The sequence below is a fragment of the Umezawaea sp. Da 62-37 genome, assembly GCF_032460545.1.
Classification (GTDB): Bacteria; Actinomycetota; Actinomycetes; order Mycobacteriales; family Pseudonocardiaceae; genus Umezawaea.
In genome coordinates, this window is sequence record NZ_CP135965.1 from 2,198,615 (window position 1) to 2,215,492 (window position 16,878).

At 72.5% G+C, this 16,878-nt stretch carries 14 protein-coding genes; 7 read left to right on the forward strand and 7 right to left on the reverse strand.

Annotation, left to right across the window (positions count from 1 at the left end; all coding sequences use genetic code 11):
- The first annotated feature begins 4 nt into the window (after positions 1 to 4).
- Complete coding sequence (locus tag RM788_RS09485; protein WP_315931196.1) at positions 5 to 535, forward strand: PadR family transcriptional regulator; 531 nt, start codon at positions 5 to 7, stop codon at positions 533 to 535.
- Here the strand turns inward: RM788_RS09485 and RM788_RS09490 are convergent, their stop codons facing one another.
- Together RM788_RS09490 and RM788_RS09495 are read right to left on the reverse strand one after the other, a co-directional pair.
- Positions 536 to 2,974 carry a PEP/pyruvate-binding domain-containing protein gene (locus tag RM788_RS09490; RefSeq protein WP_315931197.1) on the reverse strand — a complete coding sequence of 813 codons (2,439 nt, stop codon included), beginning with the start codon at positions 2,972 to 2,974 and terminating at the stop codon, positions 536 to 538.
- The gene (locus RM788_RS09495; RefSeq protein WP_315931198.1) at positions 2,971 to 3,696 is read right to left on the reverse strand and encodes a TetR/AcrR family transcriptional regulator; all 726 of its coding nucleotides are present in this window, start codon (positions 3,694 to 3,696) and stop codon (positions 2,971 to 2,973) included. Before RM788_RS09495 ends, RM788_RS09490 begins: the two co-directional genes overlap by 4 nt.
- 283 nt (positions 3,697 to 3,979) lie before the next feature.
- Between RM788_RS09495 and RM788_RS09500 the strand changes: the two genes are divergently transcribed.
- Together RM788_RS09500 and RM788_RS09505 are read left to right on the forward strand one after the other, a co-directional pair.
- Entirely contained in the window at positions 3,980 to 4,546 is a 567-nt protein-coding gene (locus RM788_RS09500) for a DUF3455 domain-containing protein (RefSeq protein ID WP_315931199.1), read from the forward strand.
- A 178-nt stretch (positions 4,547 to 4,724) separates the two neighbouring features.
- The gene (locus tag RM788_RS09505) at positions 4,725 to 5,273 is read left to right on the forward strand and encodes a hypothetical protein (RefSeq protein WP_315931200.1); all 549 of its coding nucleotides are present in this window, start codon (positions 4,725 to 4,727) and stop codon (positions 5,271 to 5,273) included.
- A gap of 144 nt (positions 5,274 to 5,417) precedes the next feature.
- Here the strand turns inward: RM788_RS09505 and RM788_RS09510 are convergent, their stop codons facing one another.
- Together RM788_RS09510 and RM788_RS09515 are read right to left on the reverse strand one after the other, a co-directional pair.
- Positions 5,418 to 6,038, reverse strand: a complete 621-nt coding sequence (locus tag RM788_RS09510; RefSeq protein WP_315931201.1) for a cysteine hydrolase family protein — start codon at positions 6,036 to 6,038, stop codon at positions 5,418 to 5,420.
- A gap of 159 nt (positions 6,039 to 6,197) precedes the next feature.
- Positions 6,198 to 6,701: a sigma-70 family RNA polymerase sigma factor gene (locus RM788_RS09515; protein WP_315931202.1), complete on the reverse strand. Its 504-nt coding sequence runs from the start codon at positions 6,699 to 6,701 to the stop codon at positions 6,198 to 6,200.
- Positions 6,702 to 6,968: 267 nt separating this feature from the next.
- On the opposite strand from RM788_RS09515, the gene RM788_RS09520 reads away from it, so the two are divergent.
- The 3 genes from RM788_RS09520 (at position 6,969) to RM788_RS09530 (ending at position 11,927) form a co-directional block, all read left to right on the forward strand.
- On the forward strand, positions 6,969 to 9,806 hold the full coding sequence (locus RM788_RS09520) for an AfsR/SARP family transcriptional regulator (protein WP_315931203.1): 2,838 nt from the start codon (positions 6,969 to 6,971) through the stop codon (positions 9,804 to 9,806).
- Between the two features lie 41 nt (positions 9,807 to 9,847).
- Positions 9,848 to 10,951 carry a DNA alkylation repair protein gene (locus tag RM788_RS09525; protein ID WP_315931204.1) on the forward strand — a complete coding sequence of 368 codons (1,104 nt, stop codon included), beginning with the start codon at positions 9,848 to 9,850 and terminating at the stop codon, positions 10,949 to 10,951.
- A gap of 61 nt (positions 10,952 to 11,012) precedes the next feature.
- Positions 11,013 to 11,927 carry a GlxA family transcriptional regulator gene (locus RM788_RS09530; RefSeq protein ID WP_315931205.1) on the forward strand — a complete coding sequence of 305 codons (915 nt, stop codon included), beginning with the start codon at positions 11,013 to 11,015 and terminating at the stop codon, positions 11,925 to 11,927.
- Between the two features lie 12 nt (positions 11,928 to 11,939).
- On the opposite strand, the gene RM788_RS09535 is transcribed toward RM788_RS09530, so the two are convergent.
- Positions 11,940 to 12,593: a response regulator gene (locus RM788_RS09535; RefSeq protein WP_315931206.1), complete on the reverse strand. Its 654-nt coding sequence runs from the start codon at positions 12,591 to 12,593 to the stop codon at positions 11,940 to 11,942.
- Complete coding sequence (locus tag RM788_RS09540; protein ID WP_315931207.1) at positions 12,590 to 13,873, reverse strand: sensor histidine kinase; 1,284 nt, start codon at positions 13,871 to 13,873, stop codon at positions 12,590 to 12,592. Before RM788_RS09540 ends, RM788_RS09535 begins: the two co-directional genes overlap by 4 nt.
- Before the next feature lie 145 nt (positions 13,874 to 14,018).
- On the opposite strand from RM788_RS09540, the gene RM788_RS09545 reads away from it, so the two are divergent.
- Positions 14,019 to 15,617, forward strand: a complete 1,599-nt coding sequence (locus RM788_RS09545; RefSeq protein ID WP_315931208.1) for an alpha/beta fold hydrolase — start codon at positions 14,019 to 14,021, stop codon at positions 15,615 to 15,617.
- 121 nt (positions 15,618 to 15,738) lie between these two features.
- Here the strand turns inward: RM788_RS09545 and RM788_RS09550 are convergent, their stop codons facing one another.
- On the reverse strand, positions 15,739 to 16,635 hold the full coding sequence (locus RM788_RS09550; RefSeq protein WP_315931209.1) for a DUF2382 domain-containing protein: 897 nt from the start codon (positions 16,633 to 16,635) through the stop codon (positions 15,739 to 15,741).
- Between the last annotated feature and the right edge of the window lie 243 nt (positions 16,636 to 16,878).

Sequence of the window (16,878 nt, forward strand, 5' to 3'; positions counted from 1 at the left end):
GGCCGTGAGCCTGAAACACGCGACCCTCGGTCTGCTGTCGTTCGGTCCGGCCAGCGGGTACGACCTGCTGCAGACGTTCGGCGAGTCGCTGGCCAACGTCTGGCCCGCCACCCAGAGCCAGCTCTACGGGGAACTGGGCAAGCTCGCGGACGCGGGCCTGGTCACCGTCGCCGCCGAGGGGCCCCGCGGGCGCAAGGAGTACTCGATCACCGCCGAGGGGACGGCCGAGCTGCGGCACTGGCTCAGCGAGACGAAGCCCGCGCCCACCCGGCGCAGCGAGATGCTGCTGAGGGTGTTCTTCCTCGGCCTGCTCACGCCGGAGCAGGCCGAGGACTACCTGCGCGACCGCGCTACCGCGGCCGTCGAGATGCGCGCGGGCATGCAGGAGATCGACAGGCAGCTCGACCCTCAGGACGGCGACCTGGTGATCTACGGCAGGCTCGCCCTGGAGTGGGCCCTGCGGTACTCGGCCATGCAGCGGGAGTGGGCGGACTGGGCCGTCGGGGAACTGCGCCGCGCCCGCAAGGAGGAGTAGTCACGCCCGGGGTGTCAGCACCTCGACCGTGCCCCGCCCGCCGTCGACCCGGACGCGGTCGCCGGTGCGCAGCCTGGTGGTCGCGTTGCCGGTGCCGACCACCGCCGGGATGCCGAGTTCGCGGGCGACGATCGCGGCGTGCGACAGAGGGGCGCCGATGTCGGTGACGACGGCGGCCACGCGGGGGAAAAGCGGGGTCCAGCCGATGTTGGTCACCGTTGTCACCAGGATCTCGCCCGTTTTCAGCGCCGTGCCGTCCGCGACGGAGGTCAGCACGCGGACCACGCCTTCCACGATCCCGGCCGCGCCCGCGAATCCGGTGACGGCGTCGCCGAGAGGTGCCGCGTCCCGCGTCTCGTCGAACACGTCGGAGCGGCGGTCGGGGTCCGCGGCCCAGCGGAACGGGTCGAAGTGCCCCCGCACCAGGGTCGGGTACGGCGGTAGCGCGGCGTAGCGGCGGTGGGTCTCGCGGCGGGCGGCCACCCGGTCGAGCGCGGTGCGGTCGCCGTCGAGCAGTGCCAGCACCTCGTCCACGGACAGGAAGAACACGTCGTCGCCCACGCCGGTCAGCTCGCCCGCGCGGACGAGGAACGCGCGCAGCACCCAGAACGCGCGGATGACCTCGGAGCGGCCCGCCTCACGGCCGCGAGCGGCGACGGCGGCGCGCGCCATCCGCCGTTCCAGCGTGCGGACCTTGCGCGGGTGTCGGGCGCGGAAGCGGTCGGCGGCGGCGGCGCGGGTCTCCTGCTGCCGGGCCAACAGCGTCCGCACGTCGGTCCGCGAGTCGCGCACGGCCTCGACCTCCCGGTCGAGCCACGCGGGGTCCTCCACCGGGCGGGGTACGGACACCTCGAACTCGTCGGGGCAGCGGTGGCCCCAGTCGCGGATGAACTCGTCGCGGGTGATGTCGCCGCGGGTGATGTCGCCGCGCGCCAGCCGGTCGAGCCCGATCACGGGGCCGAGGCTCGCCAATGGTCCCGCGGTGGTGTGCAGGCCGGTGAGCAGCGCGTTCGCGTCAGCCTCGTCGACAAGTTCGAGCAGCCACGGGCGGATGCGGACCAGGCCGGCCCCGTCGAGCCGGGCGCCCGCGGCCAACATGCGGCTGGTGTCGCGCAGCAGCGGGTCGACGTCCGCGTGCCACAGCCGCTTGAGCGCCGCGGGCTCGGTGATCCCCGCGATGCGCGCCCGCGCGTCGTCGGAACGCAGGCGCGCGCCCTCCACCTGCGCGGACAAGTCCTTCTGGTACGGCCGGAGGCGGCGCAGGAACCGCACGGCGGTGGGCACCACGTCCCGCAGGACCTGCCCTCGGGACAGGGGAAGTCGGGGAACGTCCACATCGGACGGGATGCGGCCGAACGCCTGCTCGCTGGCGCGGCGCACGAAACCCTCGAGGCCGAGTGCCGAGCCCGCGGCCATGGTGAGGCTGAGGTTCAGGTAGAACCGGCCGCCGATGTTGCCGTCCATCCGGTGCCCGCCCAGGACGGGGACCGACATGACCTCGGACATGAAGATCCGCACCAGCGACCAGGTCGCGGGCGTCATCACGCTCGGGATGGCCTCACCGAGGTTCGCGCAGGTCCACAGGTAGTCGCCGTCGAGGCTGCTGTTCCACTCCTCGTGCGCGGTGACCGTGATCGGCCGCGCCTGCACGATGGACACCTCGTCGCCGCACACGGCCCACTCGACGTCCACGGGCCACCCGTACAGCTTTTCGATCCGACGGCCGAGTCCCGCCAGTTCCAGCGCGATGTCGTCGGACAGCACGGCGTCACCCCGCCGTTCGGTGATCCCGTGGTCGTCGAGCACGACGACCTGGGGGTCGGCGGCCCCGGAGACCAGCGCCTCGCCCAGGCCGCGAACGGCGTTGATGACGAGCCGGTCCCGCACGCCGGTCACCGGGTCCGCGGTGAACAGCACCCCGGCGGCCGTCGCGGGCACCATCCGCTGGACGACGACGGCGATAGCCACGTCGTCGGGTGCGATGGCGTGGCGGGCGCGGTAGTGGACGGCCCGCTCGGTCCACAGCGACGCCCAGCAGCGCTTGACCGCGTCGAGCACCTCGGAGGTGCCGCTGACGTCGAGGAACGTGTCCTGCTGGCCCGCGAACGAGGCGTCCGGCAGGTCCTCCGCCGTCGCCGACGACCGGACCGCGACCGCTCCCCCGCCCAGGTCGGCGTAGGCGTCGGCGACGGCGGTGGCGACGTCCGGCGGGAGTGGCGCGGCGGCGAACAGGTCGGCCACCTCGCGCTCGGACGCGCCGACGACCGCCGCGGTCAGGTGGTTGGCGGCCAGGAACTCCCGGTACGCGGCGGTGGTGACGTGGAAACCGGGCGGCACGGGCAGTCCGGCGGCGGTGAGCTTCGCCAGCGACTCGCCCTTACCGCCCACCGCGGCCAGGTCGGCGGCCAGGTCGGCCATGGCCAGCACTGTCGCGCTCACGCGTTCCCCCTATCAGCAAGACCGGTGGCCTCCGCCAGTTTCCGCCGCGCGACGGTGTGCGCGGCGTCGAAGTACGCGGTGGTCGCGCGGGACAGCGCGGCCGGGTCGACGCCCGCGCCGAGACCCAACGTCCGGTCGACCACGTCGGCGATCAGGTCGGCCTGCTCGTCGGCGGACAGGCGCGGGTGCTCGGGCATCAGCGACGCCGTGGTGAGCACGCCGATGAACGCGGCGTTGACCAGCGCCAACTGTCCTCGCTCGTCCCGGTCGTCGCCGATCGCGCCGTGCTCTCGCAGCGTGTCGAGGAAGTCGGTGAACGAACTGCGCCACGTCGTCCCCGACCGCAGCCGGAGCGCCAGCCTGCCCAGGACTGCCAGTTCGTTGAGGAGCACCGCGCGCATCAGGGGACGACCGATCAGCCCCGCGGCCAGGTGCCGGAACACCGCGCGCGGGCCCGGCGCCGACTCCGCGAGGAGGCTGTCGCGCACGGCTTCGAGCATGAGGACGCGCTCGCGGCGCAGGACCGCCACGAACACCTCGTCCTTGGTCTTCCAGTGCAGGTAGACCGTCCCCTTGGCGATGCCCGCGGTCCGCGCGATGTCGTCGATGGTGGTCTTGTCGTACCCCCACCGCCCGATCAGGTCGGCCGCCGCGCCCAGCACCGCGTCCGCGCGGGCCCGACGCCCCTCGACGTCGTCCGTCCGCACCCGTCCACCCACCATCACGCCTCCCATAGTTGACCAGATGAGCGTATCGGGTCAACTAGTCAGCGCGAAAGCGGCCCGGTTGTGCATCGAAAACGGGGAAAAGCCCAGGTGGGAGAACTGCGTGGAAGGCAGGGTCCCAGGAGGGGTACGGATGATCGGCGTCCCGAAGACTCGTCGAGACGCGTTCGTGGCGTCATCTCGCCAGAAGGACCCCTGATCACGGTCCGATGACGACCGGTGGACCGGAAGTGCACCTATGTTGTCGGCGATCGATCACCCCACCCTTGGAGAATCGCTGATGACTTCCGCTCGTCGTACCAGCACCAGGTTCGCGGCCGCCGCCGTCGCGGTGGCAGGCGGCGTGCTCGCGATGGCGCCCGCCACCGCGCAGGCCGCACCCGCACTCGCGCCGCCGTCGGTGCCCGCGGAGATCGCGGTCCCCGACGGCAACCACGTGACCTCGCGCTACGACGCGATCGGTTTCCAGGTCTACGAGTGCGGCACCGCGGGCACGTGGACGCTGCACGCCCCCAAAGCATGGCTCAGCGGCAACGGCGACACCGCCGTCCACTTCGGCGGCGTCGACGCGAACCTCCCCGCGGGCCCGTACTGGCAGTCCAACAAGGACCACAGCCGGGTGCACGGCGGCGGCGCGGTCAGCACGGCCTCCCGCGACGGCGCGGTCCCGCTGCTGCGCCTCTCGGCGCTCGACACGTCGGGCACCGGCGTGTTCGCCGACGTGACGTTCGTGCACCGCCTCAACACCATCGGCGGCGTCGCCCCCGCCGGGACGTGCGACCCGGCCAACAAGGCGTTCAAGAACGTCTTCTACAGCGCGACCTACTTCTTCTACAAGGCGAACTGACGCGTCCCTGCCCCGGAACCGCACGGTTCCGGGGCCGGTCGGCCCATGCTTTTGGTCACATCGGTCACGCAGCTGTTGACACGGGGGCAGTGCGCGTGGGCCTTTCGGGCAGAGTTCGACCACAACCGCCGGGTACTGTGCTCAACTCGGTGCGGACCCAACCGAGGAGGCACCCCTGATGTCACGCGTTCCGTTGCGCCGCAACGACCGGGCGTCCGACATGGTGCGGGCGCTGACCTGGTACCGGACCCGGATGGGCTGGGACGTGCAACTGGTCGACGGTGCCCCGTCGCTGTCCCTGACGCACGGCGTGGCCGGCTTCCTGTTCCCCCGCAAGTGGTTCCCGCTCGCCGCCTCGATGATGTCCACAATGGACGTCCAGGGCCCGGTCGTCGGCTTCCTCGACGAGGTCGAGCCCAAGGCCGTCGCACTGGCCGACACGAACGACTGCGTGTTCAGCCAGGCCCAGATGCCGCCCGGAGTGGTGCTCCTGCGCACGCCCGGCCAGGTGCCGCTGCCCCCGAAGGCGGGCGCGGACTGGCTGATCGAACCGGACGACGAGCGCCGCTGGCTGCCGTCCGCGACCGCCGTGCTGGCCGTGCTGCGGTCCGCCGCGCAGGTACCCGCTCCCGTCCGCGGCCGTGGACCGATGCCCTACACCAGGCTGCCCGCTGCCAGGCCCGGCGTCGGCGGCCACCCGCCCGTCGCGCGCCGCCGGACCGCCTAGCCGCGCACGGCCTCCAGGTCCGGCGAGCCCGACTCGCCGGACCGACCGCGAACACCACGGACCACCCCGAGTGCGATGCCCGTCAGGCGCTTCGCCGGAGCCCCCTCGTGGAGTCGGTCACCGACCGGATTAACGGCCCAGGGGTCAGGCGGACAGCGCTGCCACGACCTCCTTCGAGGTCACCGGCAGGGAGAACATCGGGTAGTCGTAGGTGATCGCGTTGTCGTGCTCGGCCCGCGAGGTCGCCGCGGTGCAGTCGGTCAGCGTGATCACCCGGTACCCGTTCTCGTACCCGGTGCGCATGGTCGACTCGACGCAGCAGTTCGTCAGGAACCCGCCGAGCACGATCGTCGTGATGCCCTTGCTGCGCAGGATGAAGTCGAGGTTCGTGCTGGCGAACGTGTCGAGCCCGCGCTTGCCCTCGATGACGATGTCGCCGTCCTTCGGGGCAACGTCCTCGACGATCGCGGCGCCCCAGCCGCCCTTGACGAAGGCGTTGCCGTCGACGACGCCCTTCAGGATGCCGTACGGGTGCGCCGAGATCTCGTGGTAACCGGCCGCGAACATGATCGGCGCGTGCATGATCGTGGCTCCCGCCGCGCGCGCCGCGTCGACGAGGGCGACGGTGTTGGCGAGCATCCCGGTGCCCTCCATGACCTCCGAGACCGCGCCGTGCAGCGCACCGCCCTCGCTGGTGAAGTCGTTCTGGTACTCGATCAGCACCACGGCGGTCGTCTTCGGGTCCAGCCGCAACTCGTCGGTCATCGCGCACCTGTCTCGTCGGGGGTCGAACGGTTCGCCCGTCATCGAACATCGCCGACCGCACCCCGGCAAGACCGGATCGCGGGGCGTCCGGGTGAACCCGCCGATGCCGGTGCCCGGTGCCGGGCACGCCGAGGTGCCCGCCTTCCCGCGCAGGGCGCTCTAGCCCGCCAGCAGTTCCCGCATCGCCCGGCGCGCGGAGGTGGACCGGGACTTCACGGTGCCGATCGGCAGGTCGAGGACGTCGGCGGCCTCGGCCATGCTGCTGCCCTTGAGGTAGACCTCCACGAGCACCTCGCGGTGCTCGGGCCGCAGCCGGACGAGGGCGTCGCGCACCACCACACCGTCCACGACGGACTTGGCGTGGTCGACCGCCGACGTGGTCTGGTCGGGTGTGATCGACACCTCGGTCGGCCGCACCTTCCGCCGTCTCGACAGGTCGATCACGATGTTGGTGGCCGTGGTGAGCAGCCAGCCGCGCACGGACCCCTTGCCGTTCACCAGCGCGTCGCGGTGCTGCCACGCGCGGACCAGCGTCTCCTGCGTGACGTTCTCGGCCGCGCCCCTGTCCCTGGTCAGGATGGTGGTGTGCGCCAGGATGGCGCCTCCGTGTTCGGAGTAGAGCCTGCGGACCAACTCATCGGCCCCGTTGCATCGCGACGTCACGGTTCTCCCCTGCCTCTGCCGTCCACGACCGGCGGACGTGCCGGTGCCCGACGGCCTCCCCTTGCCCTTTTCGTCCCGGTGGTCCCTCCCGTTGAGACGCGCGGCGAGCGTTGTCCCACCTACTCGTATCCGGCGCGTGTCGGGCCGCTCCTGTGTCGGAGAAGGCCAACCACCGCACGCGAACCGTAATTCGTCCGACTTGACGACCGATGACTAAAGTGTGACCACGTGCCCCCCTGCGTGGGAGCCACCTACCCCGGCGGAGCGATGTTGTTCCCTGAACCCGCACGAAGCAGCCTGCGACTGGCCGTTCTCGGCCCCCTCCGCGCCTGGCTGGACGGTGTCGAGGTGGAACTGGGGCCGCCCCAGCAGCGTTCGGTCCTCGCGCTCCTGCTCGCCCACGGCGGGCAGCCGGTGAGCGTCGCGTCGCTGGTCGACGCCCTCTGGGGAGCCGACCACCCCGGCAGCGCCGTGAACCTGCTGCACCGGTACGTCGGCGCGCTGCGGCGGGCGCTGGAACCCGAACTCGGCCACCGCGAGGCCGGGAGGTGGCTGATCAGGGGTGCGGGCGGGTACCGGTTCACCACCGACGCCGCGACGCTGGACCTGCTGCGCTTCCGCGACCTGATGGCCGGGGCGCGCGCCGAGCGGACGGCCGGGTCGGACCGGCAGGCCGTGCACGCGTTCTCCGAGGCGCTGGCGCTGTGGGACGGGCCGGTGGCCGCGAACACGCCCGCGCCGGTGCGGGCGCACGCGGTGTTCACGGCGCTGGAGCGCGAGCACGTGGCGGCCGTGAACGAGGCGACCGACCTGGCGCTGCGCTTCAACCTGCCCAAACCGCTGCTGGTGCCGCTGCAGTGGGTGACGGCGCAGCACCCGTTCGACGAGCCGTCGCACTCCCGGCTGATCCTGGCGCTGGCCGCGGCGGGGTACCGGGCGGACGCGCTGGACGTGTACGCCGCCATCCGCGGCAGGCTGGCCGAGGAACTGGGCATCGATCCCGGCGCCGAGCTGCGCGCGGCGCACGAGTCGGTGCTGCGCGAGGAGGTCGAACCGCCCGCGGAGGTCCGGTACGAGACCGAGCCGCTGGTGGACGCGCCGATGCCCGCGCCGTCGGTGACGCCCGCCCAGCTCCCCCGCGACCTGGCCGTGTTCGCCGGGCGCAAGGACGAGCTGGACCACCTGCTGGCCGAGCACGACGACCCGGCGGGCTCGACGGCCGTCACGCTGATCCGGGGCATGGCGGGCGTCGGCAAGACGACGCTGGCCGTGCGGTACGTGCACCGGATCGCCCACCTCTACCCGGACGGCCAGCTGTACCTGAACCTGCGCGGGTTCGACCACACCGGCGACGTCGTGCGGCCCGAGGACGCGGTGCGCCGGTTCCTCGACGAGCTGGGCGTGCCCTCGGCGCGGATCCCGGTCGGCTTCGACGCCCAGGTGAACCTGTACCGCAGCGTGCTGGCCGAACGCCGGGTCCTGGTGGTGCTGGACAACGTGCGCGACGCCGAGCAGGTGCGCCCGCTGCTGCCCGGCACGACCGGCTGCCACGTCGTGGTGACCAGCCGGAACCAGCTGTTGTCGCTGGTCGCCGTGGAAGGCGCCCGGCCGCTGCTGCTCAACCCGCTGTCGCGGGTGGATTCGCGCGAGTTCCTCACCCGCAGGCTCGGCAACCGGTCTGCGGCCTCCGACCCGGCCGCGGTGTCGGAGATCATCGAGCTGTGCGCGGGGCTCCCGCTGGCGCTGGCCATCGTCGCGGCCCGCGCCGCGCTGCAGCCGCTGCACCCGTTGAGCGCGGTCGCCGCCGCGCTGCGCGACACGAAGGACAGCCTGGACAGCTTCACCGACGCGGACTCGATCATCGACGCGCGGGCCGCGTTCACCTGGTCCTACCAGGCGCTCGGCCCGGCCGCCTCGGAGATGTTCCGGCGGCTCGCCCAGCACCCCGGCCCGGAGATCCCGGTCCGCGCCGCGGCCAGCCTGCTCGGCGTGCCGGTCGCCAAGGCCGTGCCGCTGCTCGACGAACTGGAGCGCGGCCACCTGGTCTCGCAGTACGCGCCGCGCCGCTACACCACACACGACCTCGTCCGGGTCTACGCGAACGAGCTCGCGGAGGCGGTCGACGGCGAGGACGTCCTGCGCGCGGCCCGTGAACGGGTGCTGGACCACTACCTGCACAGCGCCTTCCTGGCCGCCGCCCTGATCGACCCGCACCGGCCGACCATCGTCCTGCCGCCGCTCGGCGCTGGCGCGGTGGTCGAGCCGATCGCGGACCGAGCGGCCGCGCAGGTGTGGACGAACACGATGTCGCCCACGGTGTTCGCGACCATCGAGATGTCCGCCGAGCACCTGTCCGACGAGCACACCTGGCGTCTCGGGTGGACGTTCGACCCGTTCCTGGACCGCAACGGGCACTGGCACCAGAAGGTGGTCGTGCAGGAGGCGGCGCTGGCCGCGACGCGGCGCACGGACGAGCGGGCCGGTCGGGCCTACGTGCACCGGAGCCTCGGGTACGCCCACAAGCACCTGGGGAACCTGGTCCGCGCGGCCGGACAGTTCCGGTCGGCCCTGGAGCTGTACGTGGAGCTGGGGAACCTGCGCGGGGAGGCGCGGACCCACCAGAACATCGCGGACCTGTGCGGCAGGCAGGACATGCGCCAGCAGGCGCTGGAGCACGAGGTGCGGGCGCACGAGATCAGCAGGCTGCTCGGGGACCGGCTGATGGAGGCCGACTGCATCAACAACCTGGGGTGCGCGCACAGCGACCTCGGTGATCACGAGCAGGGCGTCGTGCTGTGCGAGCAGGCCCTGCTGATGTCGCGGGAGCTGGGCAACCGGTCGCTGGAAGCCGCCGCCCAGGACAGCCTCGGCACCATCCACGACCGGGCGGGCCGCCACGGCCGGGCGATCCTGCACTTCAAGCAGTCCCTTGAGGTGCACCGCGACCTGCAGGACCTCTACAGCGAGGCCGAGACCCTGCGCAACCTCGCCGCGGTCCACCTCCGCCTCGGCGACACCCGCGCCGCCGAGGAGTGCTCCCGCCTCGCCGCCGCGGTCCTCGGCCAGCCGGTGCGGTTCGAGCTGTCGGCGGCGAGCGCCAGCTAGAGCGGTCCTAGACTCGGGTCCCCGATACCGCAAGGAGTTCCGTGCCCACCGCCGACGAACTGCTCAACGCCGCCGCGGTCACCGGGCTCGCCCGGTGCCTGGCCGTGCCGACCCCCTCGGTGCTCGCCGCCGCCTCCGCGTTGGACGGTCTCGGGCTGCGGGAGCGCAGCGACCTGGTGCGCGACGCGCTGCTGACCGACCTGCCCGCGGGCTTCCCGGCGTTCGAGGCCGTGGTGCGGGAAGCCCTGCCGGACAGCGGGTTCACCGGCTGGATGATCTGGCCGGTGACCGAGGCCGCCACCAGCCGCGCGCTGGAGGACGGTGGCGGCGGGGCGTTCGACCGGGCGCTGGCGCTGCTCGCGGAGCTGACGCCGAGGCTGACGTCGGAGTTCGGCATCCGGCGCCTGCTGGAGGCCGATCTCGGTCGGGCGCTGCCGATCGTGCTGACCTGGACGGCGCACCCCGACGAGCACGTGCGCAGGCTCGCCAGCGAGGGCACCAGGCCGCTGCTGCCGTGGGCGAAGCGGGTCCGCGCGATCTTCGACGACCCGGCCGCGGCGGTGCCGGTGCTCGACGCGCTGCACCGCGACCCGTCGGAGTACGTGCGGCGGTCGGTCGCCAACCACCTCAACGACATCAGCCGCCGCGACCCCGCGCTCGCCGCGGGCGTGGCGGCGCGCTGGCTGCGCGCCGACCCGGACGGGCCCACCCTCCGGCTGGTCCGCCACGGCCTGCGCACCCTGGTCAAGCAGGGTCATCCCGACGCGCTGGCACTGCTGGGTTTCGTCCCCGTCGACGGTCTCGTCGTCGACGGGCCGGAGTTGACGGTGGACACCGTGGCGGTCGGCGGTGAGCTCGGCTTCTCCTACACCGTGGAGAACACCGGCGGCGCGCCCGCGAAGCTGGCGATCGACTACGTGATCCACCACCGCAAGGCCAACGGGTCGACCACGGCCAAGGTGTTCAAGCTGACCACGAAGACCCTGACGCCCGGTGAGCGGCTGACGGTCACCCGCACCCATTCGTTCCGCCCCATCACGACCCGCGTCTACCACTCCGGTGAGCACGCCATCGAGCTCCAGGTGAACGGCACGACGTTCGGCAGGTCCCCCTTCGCCCTGGTGGCGGAACGGACATCGGGCTGAAATCCACCGCGTCGGTACCCCCGGTTCCAACCGTTCGTTATGGATCTTGTATCTATCCACCATGAGAACACGCTCCGCGGTGACCAACGTCGTGTTCCTGCTGCCGCAACGGTTGTACCTGCTCGACCTGGCGGGCCCCGCGGAGGTCTACCAGGCCGCCATCGACCAGGGCCTCCCGTACCGGTTGTCCTATGTGGCCGATGAGCCGGAGATCGTCACGGCGGAGGGGCTGCCGATCCGCGTCGACACCACGTGGCCGGAGCTGGAGCCGACCGACCTCGTGATCGTGCCGGGGTCCCAGCTCACCGGCCTGGCCAAGGTCAGGGCCAGCAGGAGCAGCCTCGACGTGCTGCGCCGCCACCACCGGCGGGGAGGCCGGGTGATCAGCGTGTGCGCCGGCGCCGAGATCCTGGGCCGGGCGGGTCTGCTCGACGGCAGGCGCTGCACGACGCACCACGACCTGCGTCCGGAACTCGCCCGGCGCTACCCGGCCGCGAACGTGGTCGACGACGTCCTCTTCGTGGTGGACGGCCGGGTGGCCACGTCGGCGGGCATCGCGAGCGGCATCGACCTCGCGCTGCACCTGATCGCCCAGGCCCACGGGCCCGGGGCCGCGGCCCGCATCGCCCGCACCCTGGTGATCTTCACCCGCCGCAACGGCGAGGAGAAGCAGACCAGCGTGCTGCTGCGGCACCGGCACCACGTGGACGACCTCGTGCACCGGTTGCAGGACCTGATCGAGGAGAGGTTCACCGAGCGGTTGCGGCTGGTGGGGATGGCCCGTGAGCTGGGGTGCAGCGAGCGGACGGTGACGCGGCACTTCCACCGGGCGACCGGGATGACGCCGCTGAGGTACCAGCAGCTGCTGCGGCTGGAGAAGGCCGAGCACCTGATCTCGCGGGGGTCGACCATGGAGGCGGCGGCTCGGGCCGTGGGGCTCACCGACGGGCGGGCGCTGCGGGCTCTGCGGGCGTGACGCCGGCGCGCCCTAGGACCCCCCGACGCGGACCAGGCCGCATTCGTAGGCCCGCACGACGGCCTGGACGCGGTCGCGGAGGCCGAGTTTGGCCAGCACGCGGCTGACGTGGGTCTTGACGGTGCCCTCGGAGAGGAAGAGGTGGGTGGCGATCTCGCCGTTGGACAGGCCGCGGGCGATGAGGCCGAGCACCTCGCGTTCGCGTTCGGTCAGCACGTCGAGGGCCATGGCGGGTGGTGGTGAGCCGGTGCCGATGTGGCGTTCGAGGAGGCGGCGGGTGACGCTGGGGGCCACGCAGGCTTCACCGCGGGCGACCACCCGGACGGCGGACAGCAGGTCGGCGGCGAGGGTGTCCTTGAGCAGGAAGCCGCTCGCCCCCGCCTGGATGGCGGCGTAGACGTACTCGTCGAGGTCGAACGTGGTGAGCATCAGCACCCGCGTGCCGGTGCCGCCCGCGCAGATGCGGCGGGTCGCCTCGACGCCGTCGACGTCGGGCATCCGCACGTCCATGAGCACGACGTCGGGTCGCAGGTCGAGTGCCGCGGACGCGGCCTCGGCGCCGTCACCGGCCTCGCCGACGACCCGCATGTCGCCCGCGTTCTCCAGGATCATCCGGAACCCGGTGCGCACCAGGGTCTGGTCGTCGGCGATCAGCACCCGGATCACCGGCCGCTCCCCCGGATCGGCAGGTCGGCGAGGACCACGAAGCCGCCATCGGGGCCGGGTTCGGCGACGAGGCTGCCGCCGAGGAGCCTCGCCCGTTCACGCATTCCACGCAGCCCGTTGCCGCCGTCGGTGCCGCCGTCCGGGCCGCGTCCGTCGTCGCTCACCCTGATCACGACCCCCTCGTCGGTGTAGGACAGCACCACCTCGGCCTTCGCGCCCCTGCCCGCGTGCTTCATGGTGTTGGTCAACGCCTCCTGCACGATCCGGTAGGCCGAGAGGTCCACAGTGGACGGGAGCGGCGCGGCGGTCCCCTCGACCTCCAGCCCCACCGGTGTCCCGGCCTTCCGCACCTGACCCACGAGCGCGGTGAGCTGGGCGAGCCCCGGCTGCGGGTGCCACGTGTCCTCGACGGCGCCGACTGCCGCGATCACCCGGCGCATGTCGGCCAGCGAGTCGCGGCCCGTGCGGATGATCGCGTCCAGCGCGGACCGGGTGTCGGCGGGCCTGCTGTCCAGCGCGGCGGCGCCGCCCTGGGCCTGGATCACCATCACCGACAGCCCGTGCGCCACCACGTCGTGCAGCTCGCGGCTGATGCGGCCGCGTTCGGCGGCCACCGCGAACGCCGCTTGCAGGTCCCGGTCGCGTTCGAGTTCACGGGCCCGCGCGCGGAGTTCGTCGAGGTGCGCCCGTCGGCTGCGCGTGCCGAACCCGATCGCCCACGCCGCGAGCAGCGCCGAGACGCAGACGAACAGCTCGTCGCGGAAGACGTCAGAGGGGTCGCCGGTGGACGGGTCGGGCGGCGGGGGGAGCTGACCGGGGCGAGGTGGGACGGGGGCGATCCGGCGGCCGGGATCGGGCGGGCCCGCGGTGCGGTGCTCGACGAGCACGTTGTGCACGCTCCACCCGGCGGCCAGCCCCACCAGGACACCCAGCACCGTGATGGAGACGGTGCGCCGGTACCGGACCGCGACCGTGTACAGCAGGACCAGCACGCCCAGGTCGACGACTTCGAGCGGCAACCCCAGGAGCAGGTGCGTCATGACGGACGCGGCGGCGACGGCCGTCATCCGCACCGGCAGGCGGCGGCGCAGCGCGATGGCGACCGCGGCGAGCACCGTGGCCACCCACCAGAGCGCCGCCCGGTCCGCCGGGTCCACATTCGGGACACCGCTTTCGGACCACCCGAGGTCCGCCGCCGCGCCCACCAGCAGGAACACCAGCGCCAGCACCGCGTCGAGCACCGCGGGCAGACATGGCCAGTCGCGGAGCCGCTTCGTCATGATCCGCGAGCGTAGGGCCAGCCGCCGTGCGCCCGCGTCAGTCGCAAGGCGGATATCGGTGGCCCGGTGTACTCCTCAGGACAGACGTGATCATGAGCGCGCAGGCGGACGCGCGGTGGCCCCGGCCGCCGCCAGCCTTGTCGGCATGAGACGACAAGTGCTGATGCGCAAGGGTTCCGCGGTGGCCGTCGCCGCCGTGGCGCTGACCTCGCTGGCCGTCGGCCCCGCCGCCGCGACCGGGCGCGGTCCGACACCCGAGGTCGCCTGGAAGACCTGCCCCGCGTACTCCGACGACGTGCTGCGCGCCCTCGGCGTGCCCGACGAGAAGCTGCCGCGGGTCCGGTCCCAGCTCACCCGGATGGAGTGCGGCACGGTCAGCGTGCCCCTGGACCACCGCGCCCCCGGCGGCAGGCGGATCGACGTGGCGATCACCAGGCTGAAGGCCGTCGACCAGGCGCACCGGCTGGGGAGCCTCGCGGTCAACCCCGGCGGGCCGGGCGGCAGCGGGTACCTGATGGGCGTGCAGATCGGCAGCCTGACGACCGACGAGGCCGCGCGACTGGGCGATCGGTACGACCTGATCGGCTTCGACCCGCGCGGCGTCGGCCTCAGCACCCACGTGGACTGCGAACCGCTCGAGCACGAGGGGGAACCGCCGACCGGACCGATCACGAAGGAGGCGGCCAAGGCCGAGTACGACCTGGAGGTCGCGTTCAACAAGGCCTGCGGCGACAGCGATCCCGAGTTCCTCCGGCGGCTCACCACCGAGAACGTGGCCCGCGACCTCGACCTGGTGCGCGGCGCCCTGCACGAGCGGAAGATGAACTTCCTCGGCGTGTCCTGGGGGACGTGGCTGGGCGCGGTCTACCGCAGCGCGTTCCCCGCGACCGCGGGTCGGGTGTTCCTGGACAGCGTGGCACCGCCGCACTTCCGGATCGACGACTTCGAGGACGCCCGCGCCATGGCCACCGAGCGCGACTCCACCCGGCTGATGGCGTGGCTCGCGCGGTTCGACGACACCTACGGCCTCGGCACCACCCAGGAGCAGGTGCGGGCCACCGTCGTGGCGCTGGTCCGGGACTTCGACGCCAACCCCAGGCACTACACCGACCTGCCGAGGGCCGTGGACGGCGAGATCATCGCCATGAGCGCCGCACAGCCGTCCAGGGCATGGCCGATGGTGGGCCAAGTGCTCAAGGCGCTGCGGGAGTCGACCGGTCCGACCGCGCCGCCGATCTTCAAGGACATCGTCGTGGGGCCGCCGGAGACCCCGCCGCCGCCCGGCACCCCCGAGTCCGGGAACCGGACGATGAACCAGGCCGCCTTCTGCAACGAGGACCCCAGCAGGCTCGACTTCGAGCACGCGTGGGCCGACTTCCGGCAGCGCCTCGCGGCCAATCCGCTGACCGGCCGGGCACTGCGGTTCTCGGCCGGGTGCGCGGGGTGGCCGCTGCCCGTCCAGGAGTACCGGCTCCGCCACGGCACCGGGTCGCTGGTGCTGGTCGGACACCGCCATGAGAGCGTCTCGGTGTTCGAGTGGACCGCCGAGATGAAGGCGGCGGCGGGCGGCAAGGCCTACACCGTCGAGGACGACGTGCACGGGTCCGTGCTGCGGGTCCCCGAGTGCTCGGCCGACATGCTCGCGTACTTCACCACGGGCCGGATCGACGACGGCTGCCAGGGCGTTCCGCTGCCGGACGGACCGGACGCCTCCGGTCTGATGAGCCTCGCCCCGACCGGCTGAGACCAAGCGGCCGGGGTGGCTCGAAAGCCACCCCGGCCACGGCCGGGCGGTAGGCGAACCGCCCGGCACTGCGGGGACGGGACGGCGCACTCCGGGGCGCCCCCGTCCCCGCGGGAACGCCTCAGCGCTTGCGGTCGCCGGGCGTCTGCCTGGTCTCGTCCACGACGTCGACCCGCTCCTTGCGGATCTCGCCGCCCACGGTCCGCTGCTCCGTGACCGTCTCCTTGTCGAGGCCGACGCGCTCCACGGCGATGGTCTCCTTCTGCACCACCGGTCGCTCCTCGTGCAGCACGACCTCGGCCTCCTCGTTCTGGAAGGCCCTGCCGCCGCGGGCGGAGGCGTCGTTGGGGTCGACGGGCTCGCGCACCACCCGCACCTCCTCGTGCGACACCGGCACCGTGACGTTCTGCTGCTCGGTGACGACGTGCTTGACCAGCCGCACGCGGCCCGCCTCGACCTGCTCCGTGCCGACCTTGAGCTGCTCCTCGGAGCGGGTCATGCTCTGCCTGCTCGTGTCGCGCGCCTGCTGGCCGGTCGTCCGCGTCTGCTCACGGCCGATCTGGTCCCGCGTGCCCGTCGCGCGCTGCCGGTCGGCCATCCGCTGCTCTTCGGTCATCCGCTCCTGCCCGGCCATCCGCTCCTGCCCGGTCACCTTGTTGCCGGAGCGCTGCGTCAGCCGGTCGTGCTCGCCGCGGTTGGCGGCCGGGATCATGCCGTAGTACTCGTAGAGGTCGGCCTGCTCGGCGTCGGAGAGCCTGCCGCCCGACGCGTCGACCTCCGGGGCGTCCTTCACCTTCTGCTTCTCGACCGGCACGGTGATGTGCTTGTCCTTGACCTGCGCGTCCTGGATCGGGACGAAGCTTTCCCGCATCCCGAACAGTCCGGTGTGGACGGAAGCCCAGATCGGCTGCCCGCTCGCTTCGTCCAGCCAGACCTGCTTGACGGACCCGATGCGGTCACCTCGCGCGTCGATGACATCGCACTCGTACAGGCGCTCCACCGTTTTCTGGTCGATCATCGGACAACCTCTCTCCCGAATGGACTGACATCCTCGCCAGGACGGACTACCCGTCCCCGCGACGTCCACGCGCCATCGGCCCCGAAGCCACCCGGACGGGAAACGCGCCGACTCTGCGTGACGGGGCGTCCCTCGTGGACCAGTTCGCCGCACTCCACTTCCGAGGGAAGCCCGACATGGGCGCGGTTACACCGGGTGTTGACGACGGCCTTGGGGAACGGCCCTCCGCCGGGCATGATCGGA

Excerpts from the sequence above, each read along its gene's own strand:
- RM788_RS09540 (WP_315931207.1), bottom strand. The coding sequence starts at position 13,873 with ATGACGAAGCGGCTCCGCGACTGGCCATGTCTGCCCGCGGTGCTCGAC.
- RM788_RS09500 (WP_315931199.1), top strand. The coding sequence starts at position 3,980 with ATGACTTCCGCTCGTCGTACCAGCACCAGGTTCGCGGCCGCCGCCGTC.
- RM788_RS09550 (WP_315931209.1), bottom strand. The coding sequence starts at position 16,635 with ATGATCGACCAGAAAACGGTGGAGCGCCTGTACGAGTGCGATGTCATC.
- RM788_RS09505 (WP_315931200.1), top strand. The coding sequence starts at position 4,725 with ATGTCACGCGTTCCGTTGCGCCGCAACGACCGGGCGTCCGACATGGTG.
- RM788_RS09530 (WP_315931205.1), top strand. The coding sequence starts at position 11,013 with ATGAGAACACGCTCCGCGGTGACCAACGTCGTGTTCCTGCTGCCGCAA.
- RM788_RS09545 (WP_315931208.1), top strand. The coding sequence starts at position 14,019 with ATGAGACGACAAGTGCTGATGCGCAAGGGTTCCGCGGTGGCCGTCGCC.
- RM788_RS09520 (WP_315931203.1), top strand. The coding sequence starts at position 6,969 with ATGTTGTTCCCTGAACCCGCACGAAGCAGCCTGCGACTGGCCGTTCTC.
- RM788_RS09510 (WP_315931201.1), bottom strand. The coding sequence starts at position 6,038 with ATGACCGACGAGTTGCGGCTGGACCCGAAGACGACCGCCGTGGTGCTG.
- RM788_RS09495 (WP_315931198.1), bottom strand. The coding sequence starts at position 3,696 with ATGGTGGGTGGACGGGTGCGGACGGACGACGTCGAGGGGCGTCGGGCC.